The sequence below is a fragment of the Qipengyuania sp. 902 genome (assembly GCF_051195295.1).
GTDB lineage: Bacteria > Pseudomonadota > Alphaproteobacteria > Sphingomonadales > Sphingomonadaceae > Qipengyuania.
Genome location: NZ_JBNJLJ010000003.1, coordinates 87,098 through 100,690, shown reverse-complemented (window position 1 = coordinate 100,690; position 13,593 = coordinate 87,098). Strand labels below are relative to the sequence as shown.

The window sequence follows — 13,593 nt, the reverse complement described above, 5'->3', positions numbered from 1 at the left end:
CATGGCGGATTTCATTGATGCCAGGACCGACTTCGACGGCGAAGAAGTCGAAGGTTCGATTGCGATCATCGGCGCCGGGGCAGCCGGAATAACCCTTGCGCGGGAACTGTCCAAAGCCAATCGGGAGGTGATCCTTATCGAGTCCGGCGGTCTGGAGCTTGAGGGTGACACGCAGGCCCTCTACGCTGGGCAGAACCTCGGTCTGCCCTATTTCAATCTGGCCGCTTGCCGCCTCCGGTATTTCGGTGGGACGACGAACCACTGGGCTGGTTATTGCCGCGCGAATGACGAGGTTGACTATATGGAGCGCCCGGAGGTCGGGCTTCCGGGATGGCCGATCACGCATGACGATCTGGCCCCATATGTCGCGAGGGCAGCAACGTCTCTGGGCATCGCCGACGATTTCTTTGATCCTGCCAAGCTGATCGCAGACAAGGGTTTCGCCGTCGACGACCTCGGCGAGAGGCAATCGCCGATTCTCGAAACCAAGGTCGCGCAAATTGCGGAAGACATCAGGCTCGGCAAGAACCATCGCGACGAACTGCAAGCCAATCCCAATGTGCGTATCTTCCTCCACGCGAATGCGACGAACATCAATCTCGTTCCATCCGGAAACGCGGTCGATCATATCGCGATCCGGACGCTGAATGGCAGATCGTTCAGGGTCAGGGCGAAAAGGTTCATAATCGCCTGCCACGCAATCGAGAATGCCAGGCTCTTGCTGTCGTCGAACGACGTCGCGAAAGAGGGGATCGGCAACGCGTCGGACCATGTCGGTCGACATTTCATGGATCACATATACATCACCGCCTCGAGGTTTTATCCCTCCGCGTCCTTCCCGAAATTGTATGATCGCATGGTGTTGAGGAAGGAGCGTCTGAACGCGAACCTCGGCTTTACGGACAAGGAACTGCAGAAGAGCGGGCTATTACAGTATTACCTGCGATTTATTCCGCGTTTTCTTTCCGAAACTAATCGGTCGAGCTTCGAAAATGTCCAAGCAGGCTTTTTCGAGCCGGGGTCTCTGCAATATCTCCGCGATCTGGCTGCCGTGGCGACAGATCCCATCGGCGCGTTGAAGCTCGCCTATTCCAAGCGATCCCCTGGGCGGTTCGTACCCGACCATTACGATCTGGAGCATCGGATCGAACAGGCGCCAAATGCGGATTGCCGCGTAGTCCTGTCGGAAAATACGGACGTCTTGGGTTCGAGAATCGCGGACCTCGATTTCAAGATCAGCGATTACGACATCGACACCCTGGCCAGAGCCCAGGAACTGATGGCACGCGAAGTGTCGGCTTTGGGCTGGGGAAGGTTCCAGCTCGAAACTATCGATCGATCGCTCGTCGAAAGTCGTTTCCTGGGTCACTATCACAATATAGGCACAACCCGGATGGCATCGGATCCCACAAACGGCGTCTGCAATTCGGATTCTCAGGTGTTCGGTGTGGACAATCTGTACATGGCCGGAAGCTCTCTGTTTCCCTCGGCTGGTTATTCGGGGCCGACGATGATGCTGATAGCTCTATCGTTGCGACTAGCGGATCATATCGGAAGGGTAGAGGCATGAAGACTGCACTGGCAGCTTTTGTGGCGCTCATCTTTCCACCGCTTGGTGTGCTGCTCGCCGGGCTCGGCAGAGCCTATCTGTTTCTTGCGGTTCTACTTACAATTGCCGCTGTAGCGATATTTTTTCTGCTCTATGCAGGGGTCGGCTTGATCCTTTACGGTATTACCGGCGTTTTAATGGCAGCTGCCGTAATCTTCGTGAGAAAAAGGAAGAAATAGATGCGAACTTTCTTCTGTGTTTCCTTCGGGCTGCTGTTGACTGCCTGCGGCCCGAGCATCGATAGCGATGCAGCCAAGGCTGGAGAACTGGTTTTCCAACGCAATTGCGCGGCATGTCACGTCACGGAAATCGCGCCGACGCTCAATGGTATTATTGGCCGCCGTGCGGGCTCGCTCGACAGTTTCGCTTACTCCGATGCGATGAAGCAATCGGGCATCGTTTGGGACAAGGAAACCGTGGCCGCATTTCTCCAGGACCCGAATGCTGTGGTCGAAGGGACGAACATGGCCTTTGCCGGTCTTAACGAGGAAGAAGCCAACAACGTCGCGGAGTATCTACGATCCCAGTAGATATCTGGCTGCGATGCGCGAGGTTCCCTAATCCTCGCGCTCCTTCAGCCAGTTCTCGAGCCATTTGATCGTGTAGTCGCCGGTCCGGACGTCCTCCTGCAGCAGCAGTTCCTGGTGCAGCGGGATGTTCGTTTTCACACCCTCGACCACCATCTCTTCCAGCGCGCGCTTCAGGCGCATCATGCAGCGGTCGCGGTCTCGGCCGTAGACGATCAGCTTGGCGATCATGCTGTCGTAGTAAGGCGGGATCGAGTAGCCGGCGTAGAGACCGCTATCGACGCGCACATGCATGCCGCCGGCAGGGTGATAATGAGTGACCTTGCCGGGGCTGGGCGCGAAGGTGAATGGGTCTTCCGCATTGATGCGGCACTCGATCGCGTGGCCCTTGAATTCGATCTCGTCCTGCGTGACCGACAGGGACTTGCCCGCCGCGATGCGGATCTGTTCGCGCACCAGGTCGACGCCGGTAATGGCCTCGGTGACCGGGTGCTCCACCTGCAGGCGGGTGTTCATCTCGATGAAGTAGAACTCGCCGTTTTCCCACAGGAATTCGATCGTGCCCGCGCCGCGATAGCCCATGTCGCGCATCGCCTTCGAGCAGACTTCGCCCATGCGCATGCGCTCTTCGTGGGTGATGACGGGGGAGGGCGCTTCCTCGAGCACCTTCTGGTGTCGCCGCTGGAGCGAGCAGTCGCGTTCGCCCAGGTGAATGGCATTGCCTTCGCCGTCGCCGAACACCTGGAACTCGATGTGCCGCGGATTGCCGAGGTATTTTTCGATATAGACGGTGGCATCGCCGAAGGCGGCCTTCGCCTCGCTGCCGGCCTGCTGCATCAGCGTTTCGAGCTGGTCCTCGCTCTCGCAGACCTTCATCCCGCGCCCGCCGCCGCCGCTGGCGGCCTTGATGATGACGGGATAGCCGATCTCCTCGGCGATCTCGCGCGCCTCGTCGACGTCGGAGACCGCGCCTGCGGAGCCGGGCACCAAAGGCAGGCCGAGGTCGCCGGCGCTCTTCTTGGCTGCGACCTTGTCGCCCATGGTGCGGATGTGTTCGGGCTTGGGGCCGATCCACTTGATGTCGTGTGCCTCGACGATCTCGGCGAACTTGGCGTTTTCGGAGAGGAAGCCGTAGCCCGGGTGGATCGCATCCGCTTCGGCGATTTCCGCGGCCGAGATGATGTTGGCAATGTTGAGATAGCTGTCGGTCGCGCTTGGCGGGCCGATGCAGATCGCATGGTCGGCGAGGCGGACGTGCATCGCATCGGCGTCGGCGGTGGAGTGCACCGCGACCGTCTCGATGCCCATTTCATGCGCCGCGCGGTGGATACGCAGCGCGATTTCGCCGCGATTGGCGATGAGGATACGTTTGATATCTGACACGGGAAACCTCAGCCGATGACGACGAGCGGCTGGTCGAATTCGACCGGCTGGGCGTTCTCGACGAGGATCGCCTTGACCGTGCCGGCTTTGTCGGCAGTTATCGGGTTCATCACCTTCATCGCCTCGACGATGACGAGGGTCTGGCCTTCCTTCACGCTGTCGCCGACCTTGACGAAGTCCGACGCTCCCGGCTCGGGCGCGAGATAGACGGTGCCGACCATGGGCGATTTGATTGCACCGGCATGATCCGCAGCGGGCGCCGCTTCAGGGGTGGGAGCGGCAGATGCAGGGGCGGGAGCGGCTGCGGGTAACGCTGCCGGAGCGGCCACCTGCGCCGGAGCCATCGCCACGCCGCCGCCGCGCGATACGCGGATCATGCGGTCGCCGTCTTCCACTTCGATTTCGGTGAGGCCGGTGTCGGCCAGCATTTCCGCCAGTTCGCGGACCATTACGATGTCGATGTTCATACCGGACTTGCCGGCGCTGCCCTTGTGATCGGCCATGGTTACCCTTGTTGTAGCTTTGCAGCGCCTATGCGCCGCAGCGGCGCGCAAGACAAGGGGTGGCGGTTTGGTTTTAGAGTGCCGCAGCCTTCTCCAACGCTACGGCATAGCCGCGGGGGCCCAGGCCCTTGACCTCGTCCACCGCGCCCATTCCGACATAGGATATGTGGCGGAATTCCTCGCGTTTCGCGGGGTCGGAGAGGTGCACTTCGATCACCGGCACGCCGATCGCCTTGATCGCGTCCAGAAGCGCGATGGAGGTGTGGGTATAGGCCCCGGCATTGAGCAAAACCGCCTTCGCCCCGGCCTCGCGCGCCTCGTGCAGCCAGTCGACCAGCACGCCCTCGTGATTGGTCTGCCGCATGTCGATGGCAAGGCCGAGCTCCTGCGCCTTCTCCTCGAGCATCCGGGCGATATCGTCGAGCGTGTCGGAGCCGTAAATCTCCGGCTCGCGCGTGCCGAGGAGGTTGAGGTTCGGGCCGTTGAGGACGAAGACGGTGGGCGTCATGGGAGTGGGTTAGCGGGAGAACGGGTGGGTGAGAAGGTGGCAGCCAGCTTAAGATCCCATCAGCGGCGTTATTAATAGCTTAGCTGTTATTTTCCCACCCCGCTCAGCCTGAGCTTGTCGAAGGCCACGCGCCAATCCTGAAGGCAAGGGATGACGTTCTTCGACTATCTGCTGCGCTGCCACGATGGCAGTTACGTCGGGCACACCGAAGACTTGGAATACCGCGTGGCGCAAAATCGCTCCGAGACGCTAGGCGGGTACGCCGCCGGTCGGCTGCCTGTCTTGCTCGAATGGTCGCAGGATTTCTCCACGCGCGACGAACTTTCGATGCTGAGCGGCAGTTCAAAGGCTGGAGCAGGGCAAAAAAGCGGGCCCTTATCGCCAGATTGGGAAAGGATCTGGGTGCTCGCCCGGAACCGGCAAATGTAATGGTGCTTGGAGCTAAGGATAGCGCGTGGCCTTCGACAAGCTCAGGCTGAGCGGGTTTGGGCGGCTGATTTAAGTCTTATGTTGGTAGACCAGCCAACACGCGCAATCACGATACCATTACTGGTCAGTTCCCTTCACCTTCCCCCACTGCCGCGCCGCCGTGTAGCCGAGGTAGCCCGTGCCAAACAGCGCATACAGCGCATCCGGCAGCGCCGCGAGATAGCGGGTCATGCCGGTGCCGATGTCGTGCGCGGCCTGCGCGTCGAAGGCGGCGATCACGCCCATCGGCACGCTGAAGAGGATCAGCGCATACATCACGTAGAGGAAGCTGGGGCGGGCGCGGCTGGTCCAGGGATCGGCGCTCTGCGCCTCGGCGACGATGGCGGAGAGGCGCGCTTCGATGGCCTTCAGTTCCTGCGTTCCCTCCAAGGCGATGAGTTCGAGCTTGGCCTTGGCGCGCGCTTCCTTGTCCGGGACCACCTTGTCGATGATCGAGGCGATTGGGCCGATGAGCGAATCGATGAGGGGCATGGCGCTGTCTCCGTCGGTTAGGAACGGAGCGATAGCTAACCAGATCGGTTCGTGTAGGAAAGGGGTTCCAAGGATGCGTGGCCGGCGGCGAAGCGGCACCGCTGGCAAAAACTGTTCGAAAGGAGGGAAACCACTGGTCGGGATGACTGGATTCGAACCAGCGACCCCCACACCCCCAGTATGGTGCGCTACCAGGCTGCGCTACATCCCGAAACCAGTGGAGGCGGCCCTATAGGCGGCACGTCCGTGCATGGCAAGCGCCTGTCTGTGCAAGTTTGCACACGGCCTCGCGTCCAATTCGTTGCTAGTGCCCGGCATTGCTGCTAACCGCGCCCGCACTTCGGACGTGAGGGTGCGGGGCGGGCTTGAACGGCCTGCGTTCGCCGCCCATCTGCGACCGGTCGTTCATTCATTTCGACAGGTATATTTCAATGCTCGATCTTCTTGCCGCCGCCGGTTCCGCTGGAAGCGCGCCTCCCGCATGGACCGGCTGGATCCTGCCGCTCGGCATGCTGCTGATCCTCTGGTTCCTGATCATCCGGCCGCAGATGCGCCAGCAGAAGCAGCATCGCGAGCGTGTCGCCGGCCTCCAGAAGGGCGATGAAGTCGTCACGCAGGGCGGCCTCGTCGGCAAGATCACCAAGGTCGAGGATCACTTCGTCCATGTCGAACTCGCCAAGGGCATGACCGTGAAAGCAGTCCGCACCACCATCGGCGAAGTGCTGTCCTCGCGCGGCAAGCCCGCTGCAAACGACTGAGCCGGGGACCAAAGCAAACATGCTCGATTTTCCCACCTGGCGTAAGGTCTGGCTGTGGTCCATCGCGATCATCGCCATGCTCGCTGCGCTGCCCTCGCTGCTGTCGGCGACCAGCGTTCGCTGGCCCGACGCGCTGCCGCAGCCGATGGTCAACCTCGGCCTCGACCTTGCCGGCGGTAGCCACATCCTCCTGGAAGCCGATCCCGCCGATGTCGCGGCGCAGCGGCTCGAGAACATGGAGGAGAACGTCCGCAGCCTGATGCGCAATGCCGAGCCGCGCATCCGCATCGGCGACGTTTCGACCCGTGGCGGGCAGCTGAGCTTCATCCTCGACGATCCCTCGCAGATGGACCAGGCGCGCGAAGTCATGCTGCCGTCGATCAACGGAACCGGCCTCGTTCGCGAGTGGGATCTGACGATGGAGGACGGCAATCGCATGATCCTCTCGCCCACGGCAGACGGCACCGATACTGCCGTGAACGACGCGATGGAAAGCGCGATCGAGGTCATCCGCAAGCGTATCGACGAACTCGGCACGCGCGAACCGACGATTATCCGCCAGGGCGATACACGTATCGTGGTGCAGGTGCCGGGTCTCGAAGATCCGGACCAGTTGAAGGCGCTGCTGGGTGAAACGGCCGAGCTGGAATTCAAGCTGGTCGACCAGAACGCCCTGCCGAGCGATGTGGCCGAAGGACGCGCGCCTCCGGGAAGCGAGATTTATCCATACGCCGAGACCTCCGACTTTGCCGGGCAGAATCTCGCCGTGCGTCGCCTGGGTGGTATCCGCGGCGACAATCTCACCGGCGCGCAGCAAAGCTTCGATCCGCAGACCAACGAACCTGTGGTTACAATCCAGTTCGATAGCGATGGCGGCCGTCGCTTTGCCAAGCTGACGACCGAAAACGTCGGTAAACCCTTCGCTATCATACTCGATGGACAGGTCTTGTCCGCCCCCAATATCAACGAACCGATCCGTGGCGGGACCGCGCAGATTTCCGGTGGATTCAGCGTCGAAACGGCTAACCGCCTCGCCATCTCGCTGCGCTCCGGCGCACTGCCGGTGGAGCTGGCCGTGGTCGAGGAACGCACCGTCGGACCCGATCTTGGCGCCGACTCGATCCGCAGCGGCATGCTGGCCATGGCCATCGGCTCGCTGCTGGTCATCGCGCTGATGATCGCGAGCTACGGCCGCTTCGGGGTCTATGCGACGATAGCTCTGGTCATCAACATATTGATGTTGCTCGGGATCATGGCGGGGCTTGGCACCACGCTGACCCTGCCGGGCATCGCCGGCTTCGTACTCACCATCGGCGCGGCGGTGGACGCCAACGTGCTGATCAACGAGCGTATCCGCGAAGAACGCGCGCGGGGCCGCCGCGTGGTCGCTGCGGTCGAAACCGGCTACAAGGAAGCCAGCCGCGCCATTTACGATGCGAATGTCACCAACTTCATCGCTGGTGTATTGCTGTTCCTGTTCGGCTCCGGCCCGATCCGCGGCTTTGCGGTGGTGCTGATCATCGGCCTGTTTACCAGCGTCTTCACCGCGGTGACGCTCACCCGCATGTGGGTCGCCGCCTGGCTGCGCAAGGCGCGGCCCAGCGATCTGAACCTATAGGAGGAGGCGAGATATGCGACTTCTAAAACTCGTCCCCGACAATACGAACATCAAGTTCCTCAAGTGGCGCATCCCGTTCTTCGTGGTCAGTATCCTGCTGATCGCGGCGAGCTGGGCGCTGGTGATGACCAAGGGCCTCAATTACGGCGTCGATTTCGCTGGCGGCTTGGAAGTGCGCGCCACCTTCACGCAAAGCGCCGAGGCACCGGTGGCGCAGCTGCGCGACGACGTCGAAGCGCTCGGCTATGGTTCCCCCGTCGTCCAGCGCTTCGGCGAGGACAACCAGGTCTCGATCCGCGTGCGCTTGCCCGACGATGTTGCTGCCGATCAGGAAGCCGCGCAGGAAGCCGCCAATGAGGTCGTGAGCACGTTGCAGGCGGAATATCCCGACTTCCGCCTCGACGGGAACGACAATGTGTCCGGCAAGGTGTCGGGCGAGTTCCGCATGACTGCGATCTATGCGTTGCTGGCTGCCATGGCCGCGATCGCGCTCTACATCTGGATCCGGTTCGAATGGCAATTCGGCGTCGGCGCGCTCTTCGCACTGTTTCACGACGTCAGCCTGACGCTGGGCATGTTCGCGCTCTTCCAGCTGGAATTCAGCCTGCAGATCATTGCCGCGATCCTCGCGATTATCGGTTATTCGCTGAACGATACCATCGTCATCTACGACCGTATCCGCGAGAACCTGAAGAAGTATCGCAAGATGCCGCTGCCCGAGCTGCTGGACCTGTCTGTGAACGAGACGCTGGCGCGTACCGTGATGACCTCGCTGACGCTGTTCGTTGCGCTGTTGCCGTTGCTCATCTTTGGCCCGGCCAGCCTGTTCGGCATGGTTGCAGGCATCACGCTCGGCCTGTTCGTGGGGACATACAGCTCGGTCTATATGGCCGCGCCGATCCTGGTCTGGCTTGGTGTCACCAGCGACAGCTTCGTGCCGGAGGAGACGGTTGCCGACGTGCAGGAGAAGAAAGCACGCGGCGTCGTCTAGGGTGCGGGGCTAGACCAGCGTATCGTAATAGGCGGCCAAGGCCTTGCCATTGGCCTCCCAGCTGAAATTCTCGACCGTCTGCGCAACCTTTTGCGGATCGCGCGGCCGATCGAGAACGCGATGGATGCCTTCGCGCACGGCACGGGGTGTGCGGGCGACAATCACCCCCGCATCGGGCGATTGCACCACCTCGCGCGCGCCTCCGGCATCGGTGATCACCAGCGGCGTGCCGCAGGCGAGCGCCTCAATCCAGGCGTTCGCCAGCCCCTCGCTGCTCGACGGCAGCACCATGGCGTCGGCTGCCGACAGGATCGGCGGCAGGCTCGACGGCGGCTGGCTGCCGAGGAAATGCACCCGGTCGGCAATGCCGAGCTCGCCCGCGAGCTTTCTGAGGCAATCTTCCTCCTCGCCCTTGCCGACCAGCAGGAGCCGCGCGTCGGGCAGATCGCCCATCGCTTTCATCACGATGCGTTGACCCTTGCGCTCGATCAGCGCGCCGACGGTGACTAGCAGCCGCTCCTCCGGATCGTAGGGAAAGCCGTAGGTCCCAGCGATCGTACGCCGCAGCCCCGTATGGCCCAGCGGCCGAAACAGATCGCGGTCGAGACCCGTATAGTGGATCGCAATCGACTCGCGCTGCATGCCCAAAGACGCCATATCGTCGGCCAGCGCCTCGCACACCGCGAGCAGGCCTGTTGCACGCTTTCCGGTCTCGAGCAGCGCCTTGCGCCCGTAATTGCGCGAGCCCCAGTAATGGATATCCGCCCCGCGCGCCTTCACGGTGAAGGGCAGGCCCAGCGCTTCGGCAATTGCCATCGCCGCCGGCCCGTCGGGATAGAAGAATTGCGCATCGACCAGATCGAACGGATTTTCGCGATGGAGCCGCTCTACCAGCGGCAAGACGGCGCGGGCGATGCTTGCGGGGTTGAGCCGTCCGCCGACCTTGGCGATGAGCCGGAAGGTGGGGCGATGGACGGACAGACCGAACTCTTGGCTGTCGACGGCAGCTTTGCGCAGGTCGCGATAATGGCCGAATACGACTGGCGGCAGTCCGATCGGGTTGACGAGCGTGACGTCCCAATGCGTGTCGCGCTGCAGGGCTTCGAGCGATTTCGCGACGAAGATACCGAAGCGGGGCTGGGCGGCGTTGGGGAACAGGGTCGAGAGCGAGAGAACCCGGCGGGTCTTGATGACACTCACAGCTTGCGGACCAGCATTTCGGCCACGGCAATCCAGGGCGCGTCCTTGATGACGTCCTGTTTTTGCCCCTGTCCCGGGGGCAGTACGCCGAGCAGATTGCCCTGTCGGTCGATCAGCCGCCCGAAGGCGAAGCGGCCGCCCTTCTTGGGCACCAGCACATCGCGATTGATCGCGCGGGAGGCCTCGGACGGGTCGAGCTGGCGCAGCCATAGCTGGTCGCCGGGTCGGTATTCGCCATGGGGGTAGGCGATGTCGAGCACCATGAGCGCACCTTCGCTGCCCAGATCGGTAGCGAGGATTGCGTCGCGCGGTGAAGCGAGCGCTTCGGGTCCGGTTTTCTCGAGTGACGCCACGATCTGGGGCTGCGCTGCCTTCTCGGAGCGGACCAGCAGCTCCGGGTCGACATCGAGAGCGGCGGCGATACGGTCCATCCACTTGATGGAAAGGTTGCGCATCCCCGTCTCTAACCGCCCGACGGTCTGCGGGGTCGTAGGCGGATCGCAGGCTGCCGCGAGGTCGGCGAGGGTCATGCCCTTCTGCTTGCGAATGTCGCGAATGCGGTTGATCATCGCCTGGTCCCGATAACCGATTTGGTTTTTCGACTTTCCTACACGAACCTCTTCGACGCAAGCGGTTTTTCCAACCACAGGAGAACCCGATGCCCCGCAAACTCGTCGAACGCGTACTCACATCCGAGGGGCCGCGCCGAACAGGCGGCACGCGCGTCCGCCGTCGCAGTGTCACCGTGAACCTCGCAGAATCACCGCTGACCTGGCTGCATTCGCGTGGCCATCTATCCGACCGACAATTCGATGCGGGCGAGCGGCTCCGCGCGGATTACGAGCGCGCGCAGCTTTCGCCGTCGGTGACCATGCGCTGGGATCCGGTGCGTGTCGACGGCGGCGGTGGCGACGGCTTGACGCCATCGGAGCGGCAGTTATCGGCGAAGTCGCGCTTCGACGGCGCGATGGCGGAAGCGGAGCCGGGGCTGAAGGATATCCTCTGGCGCGTCGCCTGCGCCTGCGAGGGGCTGCCCGATGCGGAAAAGGCACTCGAATGGCCGGCGCGCAGCGGCAAGCTGGTGCTTAGGCTCGCGCTCGATCGGGTAGCGGACTTCTACCGGATACGCTGAGCGACTTCGCGGCGCAGCGCGGGGAGCACTTCCGCTTCGAACCACGGGTTGTCGCGCATGAACAGCGTGCTGCGCCAAGCAGGGTGGGGGAGGGGCAGGATGTGCGGAAGGAAATCGCGCCGGCGCCGTATGCGCTCGAGCATGGTCCAGCTCTTTGTCTCGGGCAGATAGGCGCGCTGGGCGTAGGTGCCGACGAGTAGGGTCAGGCGGTCGGCGGGCAACTCGTGCCAAACTCGCTCGTGCCAGGTCGGCGCGCATTCAGGGCGGGGCGGCTTGTCGCCTCCGCTCGCCTTGCCGGGATAGCAAAAGCCCATCGAAACGATGGCAAAGTGCGCGGGATCATGCAGCGTATCGAAATCCACGCCGAGCCATTCTGCCAGCCGGTGCCCGGACTTGTCGTCGAAGGCGAGGCCTGTCTGGTGCGTGATCCGCCCGGGTGCCTGCCCGATCACGACGACGCGGCTTGTCTCGCTGAACTGGACGATGGGTTTGGGGCCGAGTGGAAGGTGCTCCGCGCACAGCGTGCAGCCGCGGATTTCGCGTTTGAGTGCCCGTGCGCTCACATCGCCTCGACCTGCTCGGCCAGCGTCAGCCAGCGTTCTTCCGCGGCATCCTTCTCGGTCCGCGCATTCTCGATGCCTCGCGAGATGGTCGCGAAACGCTGCGGGTCGGAAGTGTAGAGGTCGGGGTCGGAGAGGATCGTCTCACCCTTGGCAATGGCGGCTTCCAGTTGCTCGATCCGCGCGGGCAGTTGCTCGAAGTCGCGCTGGTCCTTGTAGCTCAGTTTTGTCGGTTTCTGCGGCGGGGGAGGGGGCGGCGCGCTCTCCGACTTGTCGGATTTCGCCTTGCTCTCGACCGGCTTCTGCCGCTTCGCCTGCCAGTCCTCGTATCCGCCCGCGACCACATCGACGCGGCCCGTCCCGTCGAAGCCCAGCGTCACCGTCACCGTGCGGTCGAGGAAGTCGCGGTCGTGGCTGACGATCAGCACCGTGCCTTCGTAATCGGCAATCACTTCCTGCAGCAGATCGAGCGTTTCGAGGTCGAGATCGTTGGTCGGCTCGTCCAGCACCAGCAGGTTCGAGGCCTTGGCGAATTCGCGCGCCAGCAGCAACCGGCTGCGTTCGCCGCCCGACAGCACAGCGACCTTCATGTCGACGATCTTGGGATCGAACAGGAACTCCTTGAGATAGCCCTGCACATGCTTGCGATTGCCGCGCACGTCGATCCAGTCGCCGCCTTCGGCCAGCACCTGACGCACCGTCTTGTCGGCGGTCAGCAATTGGCGCTGCTGGTCGATCATCACGCCGGTCAGCGTCTTGGCGATCTCCACCGTGCCGCTGTCGGGCTCCAACTCGCCGGTGAGCATCTTGAGCAAGGTCGTCTTGCCTGCGCCGTTTGCGCCGACAATACCGATCCGGTCGCCGCGCTGGATGCGCAGGCTGAAGGGCTTGATGATCGTACGATCGTCATAGCTCTTGGTGATATTTTCCGCGACTATGACCGACTTCGATTTGAAGTCCTCCTCGGTCGCCAGCTTCAGCTTGGCCGTTCCGCCCGCCGAAATCATCGAAGCCCGCTCGGCGCGCATCTGCCACAGCTTTTCCAGTCGCCCCTGGTTGCGTTTGCGCCGCGCGGTCACGCCACGTTCGAGCCAGTGCGCCTCCAGCTTCAGCTTGGCATCGAGCTTTTCCGCCGCGCGCGCTTCCTCGGCATAGACCTGTTCTTCCCAAGCCTCGTACCCGCCGAAGCCGACTTCCTTGCGGCGCAGGCTGCCGCGGTCGAGCCAGATGGTCGCGCGGGTCAGGCGCTTCAAAAAAGTCCGGTCGTGGCTGATGACGACGAAGGCGCCCTTGTAGCGGTCGAGCCAGCCTTCGAGCCAGTCGATCGCGCCGAGGTCCAGATGGTTGGTCGGCTCGTCCATCAGCAGCAGGTCGGGGTCCTGCGCCAACGCGCGGGCGATGGCGGCACGGCGTTTCTCGCCGCCGCTGGCGCCCTTGGTTTCGCGGCTCATGTCGATGCCGAGCTGGCCGGCGATGGCCTCCACCTCGTGTTCCTGCGGCGCGTGCGTGCCGTCGAGCGCCCACTCCATCAACGTCGCATGGCCGGAGAGGTCCGGGTCCTGTTCCAGCAGCACGATCCGCGTGCCGGGCTTGATCTTGCGCTCTCCCGCATCGGTCTCGATCTGACCGTCGATCATGCGGAACAGCGTCGTCTTGCCGACGCCGTTGCGGCCGATCAGCGCGAGCCGGTCACGCGGGCCGATGTGGAGGTCGAGCGCGTCGTGGTCGGGACCGCCGAACAGCCATTTGCCGCCCTGCTGCAGGGCCATGCCTTCGAGGCTGAGGATCGGGGGCTGTGCCATAGGCCGCGCGAGGTAGGCGCGCGGCCCCGATGCTGCAAGCGG

The 13,593-nt window shown here is 62.9% G+C and carries 16 protein-coding genes and 1 tRNA gene; 8 read left to right on the top strand and 9 right to left on the bottom strand.

From position 1 onward, the window contains the following. Position 1: 1 nt before the first annotated feature. The 3 genes from ACSH0F_RS10080 to ACSH0F_RS10070 are packed head-to-tail and all read left to right on the top strand — an operon-like array spanning position 2 to position 2,139. Positions 2 to 1,570 (top strand): FAD-dependent oxidoreductase, encoded by a 1,569-nt coding sequence (locus ACSH0F_RS10080; protein WP_435202388.1) that lies wholly within the window; start codon positions 2 to 4, stop codon positions 1,568 to 1,570. Beyond that, positions 1,567 to 1,788: a hypothetical protein gene (locus tag ACSH0F_RS10075; RefSeq protein WP_435202386.1), complete on the top strand. Its 222-nt coding sequence runs from the start codon at positions 1,567 to 1,569 to the stop codon at positions 1,786 to 1,788. The genes ACSH0F_RS10080 and ACSH0F_RS10075 overlap by 4 nt, the downstream gene beginning before the upstream one ends. Then, entirely contained in the window at positions 1,789 to 2,139 is a 351-nt protein-coding gene (locus tag ACSH0F_RS10070) for a c-type cytochrome (protein WP_435202384.1), read from the top strand. A gap of 27 nt (positions 2,140 to 2,166) precedes the next feature. On the opposite strand, the gene accC is transcribed toward ACSH0F_RS10070, so the two are convergent. The 3 genes from accC to aroQ form a co-directional block, all read right to left on the bottom strand. After that, entirely contained in the window at positions 2,167 to 3,519 is a 1,353-nt protein-coding gene (gene accC / locus ACSH0F_RS10065; protein ID WP_435202382.1) for an acetyl-CoA carboxylase biotin carboxylase subunit, read from the bottom strand. An 8-nt stretch (positions 3,520 to 3,527) separates the two neighbouring features. Next, positions 3,528 to 4,022 (bottom strand): acetyl-CoA carboxylase biotin carboxyl carrier protein, encoded by a 495-nt coding sequence (gene accB / locus ACSH0F_RS10060; RefSeq protein WP_435202380.1) that lies wholly within the window; start codon positions 4,020 to 4,022, stop codon positions 3,528 to 3,530. A gap of 73 nt (positions 4,023 to 4,095) precedes the next feature. After that, positions 4,096 to 4,530, bottom strand: a complete 435-nt coding sequence (gene aroQ / locus ACSH0F_RS10055; protein ID WP_435202378.1) for a type II 3-dehydroquinate dehydratase — start codon at positions 4,528 to 4,530, stop codon at positions 4,096 to 4,098. A 150-nt stretch (positions 4,531 to 4,680) separates the two neighbouring features. Here aroQ and ACSH0F_RS10050 point away from each other — a divergent pair, with 150 nt between their 5' ends. Further along, positions 4,681 to 4,959 (top strand): GIY-YIG nuclease family protein, encoded by a 279-nt coding sequence (locus ACSH0F_RS10050; RefSeq protein ID WP_435202376.1) that lies wholly within the window; start codon positions 4,681 to 4,683, stop codon positions 4,957 to 4,959. A gap of 117 nt (positions 4,960 to 5,076) precedes the next feature. Here ACSH0F_RS10050 and ACSH0F_RS10045 read toward each other — a convergent pair whose 3' ends face one another. Together ACSH0F_RS10045 and ACSH0F_RS10040 are read right to left on the bottom strand one after the other, a co-directional pair. Next, positions 5,077 to 5,490 carry a holin family protein gene (locus ACSH0F_RS10045; RefSeq protein WP_435202374.1) on the bottom strand — a complete coding sequence of 138 codons (414 nt, stop codon included), beginning with the start codon at positions 5,488 to 5,490 and terminating at the stop codon, positions 5,077 to 5,079. 134 nt (positions 5,491 to 5,624) lie between these two features. Then, positions 5,625 to 5,701, bottom strand: a tRNA-Pro gene (locus tag ACSH0F_RS10040). A gap of 220 nt (positions 5,702 to 5,921) precedes the next feature. On the opposite strand from ACSH0F_RS10040, the gene yajC reads away from it, so the two are divergent. The 3 genes from yajC to secF are packed head-to-tail and all read left to right on the top strand — an operon-like array spanning position 5,922 to position 8,857. Next, a complete protein-coding gene (gene yajC, locus ACSH0F_RS10035; protein ID WP_278327153.1) occupies positions 5,922 to 6,248 on the top strand; it encodes a preprotein translocase subunit YajC in 327 nt (108 codons plus the stop codon). A 19-nt stretch (positions 6,249 to 6,267) separates the two neighbouring features. After that, positions 6,268 to 7,866, top strand: coding sequence for a protein translocase subunit SecD (gene secD, locus ACSH0F_RS10030; protein WP_435202372.1), 1,599 nt, complete (start codon positions 6,268 to 6,270; stop codon positions 7,864 to 7,866). A 13-nt stretch (positions 7,867 to 7,879) separates the two neighbouring features. After that, positions 7,880 to 8,857, top strand: coding sequence for a protein translocase subunit SecF (secF, locus tag ACSH0F_RS10025; protein WP_435202370.1), 978 nt, complete (start codon positions 7,880 to 7,882; stop codon positions 8,855 to 8,857). A 9-nt stretch (positions 8,858 to 8,866) separates the two neighbouring features. On the opposite strand, the gene ACSH0F_RS10020 is transcribed toward secF, so the two are convergent. Together ACSH0F_RS10020 and ACSH0F_RS10015 are read right to left on the bottom strand one after the other, a co-directional pair. Continuing rightward, a complete protein-coding gene (locus ACSH0F_RS10020; RefSeq protein ID WP_435202368.1) occupies positions 8,867 to 10,057 on the bottom strand; it encodes a glycosyltransferase in 1,191 nt (396 codons plus the stop codon). After that, positions 10,054 to 10,626 (bottom strand): helix-turn-helix domain-containing protein, encoded by a 573-nt coding sequence (locus tag ACSH0F_RS10015; RefSeq protein ID WP_435202366.1) that lies wholly within the window; start codon positions 10,624 to 10,626, stop codon positions 10,054 to 10,056. The genes ACSH0F_RS10020 and ACSH0F_RS10015 overlap by 4 nt, the downstream gene beginning before the upstream one ends. Before the next feature lie 89 nt (positions 10,627 to 10,715). Between ACSH0F_RS10015 and ACSH0F_RS10010 the strand changes: the two genes are divergently transcribed. Beyond that, positions 10,716 to 11,189, top strand: a complete 474-nt coding sequence (locus tag ACSH0F_RS10010; RefSeq protein ID WP_435202364.1) for a DUF6456 domain-containing protein — start codon at positions 10,716 to 10,718, stop codon at positions 11,187 to 11,189. Here the strand turns inward: ACSH0F_RS10010 and ACSH0F_RS10005 are convergent. Further along, the gene (locus tag ACSH0F_RS10005; protein WP_435202362.1) at positions 11,174 to 11,752 is read right to left on the bottom strand and encodes a uracil-DNA glycosylase family protein; all 579 of its coding nucleotides are present in this window, start codon (positions 11,750 to 11,752) and stop codon (positions 11,174 to 11,176) included. The genes ACSH0F_RS10010 and ACSH0F_RS10005 overlap by 16 nt on opposite strands. After that, positions 11,749 to 13,551 (bottom strand): ABC-F family ATP-binding cassette domain-containing protein, encoded by a 1,803-nt coding sequence (locus tag ACSH0F_RS10000; protein ID WP_435202360.1) that lies wholly within the window; start codon positions 13,549 to 13,551, stop codon positions 11,749 to 11,751. The genes ACSH0F_RS10005 and ACSH0F_RS10000 overlap by 4 nt, the downstream gene beginning before the upstream one ends. Positions 13,552 to 13,593: the final 42 nt, after the last annotated feature.

Coding starts and splice junctions, on each gene's coding strand:
- ACSH0F_RS10080 (WP_435202388.1), top strand. CDS start 2: ATGGCGGATTTCATTGATGCCAGGACCGACTTCGACGGCGAAGAAGTC.
- ACSH0F_RS10075 (WP_435202386.1), top strand. CDS start 1,567: ATGAAGACTGCACTGGCAGCTTTTGTGGCGCTCATCTTTCCACCGCTT.
- ACSH0F_RS10070 (WP_435202384.1), top strand. CDS start 1,789: ATGCGAACTTTCTTCTGTGTTTCCTTCGGGCTGCTGTTGACTGCCTGC.
- accB (WP_435202380.1), bottom strand. CDS start 4,022: ATGGCCGATCACAAGGGCAGCGCCGGCAAGTCCGGTATGAACATCGAC.
- aroQ (WP_435202378.1), bottom strand. CDS start 4,530: ATGACGCCCACCGTCTTCGTCCTCAACGGCCCGAACCTCAACCTCCTC.
- ACSH0F_RS10050 (WP_435202376.1), top strand. CDS start 4,681: ATGACGTTCTTCGACTATCTGCTGCGCTGCCACGATGGCAGTTACGTC.
- ACSH0F_RS10045 (WP_435202374.1), bottom strand. CDS start 5,490: ATGCCCCTCATCGATTCGCTCATCGGCCCAATCGCCTCGATCATCGAC.
- yajC (WP_278327153.1), top strand. CDS start 5,922: ATGCTCGATCTTCTTGCCGCCGCCGGTTCCGCTGGAAGCGCGCCTCCC.
- secD (WP_435202372.1), top strand. CDS start 6,268: ATGCTCGATTTTCCCACCTGGCGTAAGGTCTGGCTGTGGTCCATCGCG.
- secF (WP_435202370.1), top strand. CDS start 7,880: ATGCGACTTCTAAAACTCGTCCCCGACAATACGAACATCAAGTTCCTC.
- ACSH0F_RS10015 (WP_435202366.1), bottom strand. CDS start 10,626: ATGATCAACCGCATTCGCGACATTCGCAAGCAGAAGGGCATGACCCTC.
- ACSH0F_RS10010 (WP_435202364.1), top strand. CDS start 10,716: ATGCCCCGCAAACTCGTCGAACGCGTACTCACATCCGAGGGGCCGCGC.
- ACSH0F_RS10000 (WP_435202360.1), bottom strand. CDS start 13,551: ATGGCACAGCCCCCGATCCTCAGCCTCGAAGGCATGGCCCTGCAGCAG.